Source organism: Mesorhizobium montanum, from assembly GCF_033977145.1.
GTDB lineage: Bacteria > Pseudomonadota > Alphaproteobacteria > Rhizobiales > Rhizobiaceae > Mesorhizobium > Mesorhizobium montanum.
The window spans coordinates 1-1,329 of record NZ_JAVIJF010000064.1; the positions used below are offsets into that span (position 1 = coordinate 1).

Annotated in this window: 1 protein-coding gene; it reads right to left on the reverse strand. The window is 62.5% G+C overall.

From position 1 onward, the window contains the following. Positions 1 to 1,279: hypothetical protein (locus tag RFM68_RS33475; protein ID WP_320237197.1), on the reverse strand; the 1,279-nt coding region annotated here is incomplete at its 3' end. Positions 1,280 to 1,329 lie beyond the last annotated feature (50 nt).

Sequence of the window (1,329 nt, forward strand, 5' to 3'; positions counted from 1 at the left end):
CGATCACCTGGTTCTCTTCGTTGACGGGGCGAGTTTTAGCTGTTGTGACAGTCTGTCCGGCAGAATGCTGCCGCAGCCTTCCCAATGCCACGTTGATGTCGCTCAGTAGTACGGCATCGTTGCCCGCAAAGTTCTTCGCCAGGCCGTCCAACTGCTCGTCCTCAGTCCGACCGTGGATTTGGCTCTGGTGGTTCTCGGCAAGCCATGTGCTGAACTTGCGCAGCGCCGCTAGATCGCCTCCCAAGGTTCGTGCTTTGAGGCGGGCCACGGCTTTTGCCCGGTATTGGGCGAAGAGTTCCTCATCGTCCTTCGTGCCGGGTCGAACAGTCGAAACAGCCGTCACAGGCTGTCCGGCAGAATGCTGCCGGAGCCTTCCCAATGCCACTTTGGTGTCGCTCAGTAGTACGACATTGTTGCCCACAAAGTTCTTCGCCAGCGCGTCCAATCCCGGGTCCTCAATCCGGCCGGCGATCTGGGTCCGATGGTTCTCGTCAAGCCATTTGCTGAACTTGCGCAGCGCCACTATATCGCCAGTGATCGAGCTTTCACTCACCTTGGCTGTTTTAGCCACCTCGGCACGGTAGGCGGCAAAAAGCGCCTCGTCCGGGTGCTCGCGGCCGCGCTTGCGGCGGCGCGTTTGCTGAACGACGGCAGCCTGGTGCGGCGCCGCGGCCGGCATTGTATGGCGCGCGCCGGTCAAATCGCCCTGTTGATTGGCCGCAGGCCGATATGCGTCCGCGACGACATGAGGGAAGTTCACGACATCGGGTGCGCTTCCAAAGCCCGTGGCGGGCAGGTTGACCCGCGGCGGCGGCATGGAACTCGAAGCTTCGTAACCGCCCCCAATCGCTGCGCGGCTCCGCGGCTGATCGACACTTTGCGCCGGTGAGTGGACCACCCGCTGCGCATCCTGCCAGAACTGCGCCGACGCGAAACTTGCAGCCGCAAACGGCCCGGCGCGATCGGCGGCGGCAAAGAGCTCGTCCTGGTCAAAACTCTGCGCAGGTGAGTGAGCTGGTGGAGCAAAGGGCAACTGCGAACCGCCTTCCCCGGCGCCCTCCTCTTGCAGCATGCTCGGTCCAACCGCATCTGCATGTGAGCCGGTCCGCCGCCTGGCGAGACGGCTGTTTGGAACGACTTGCCGATGCTGGCCCGGCGGCAACGCGTTCAGATGCTCCTGAAAACGCGTCTGGTTGGTCTGATGCTGTTGCGAGCCTGCATCGTCTGTGCGGGCGAAATCTGAGACGTGGGACCGATTGATATTGCTAAAGGGACCCATCGTATCTCCCTTGCCTGTTCCGAGCAGCTCAAGCCGCCCTGGCGGCTGGA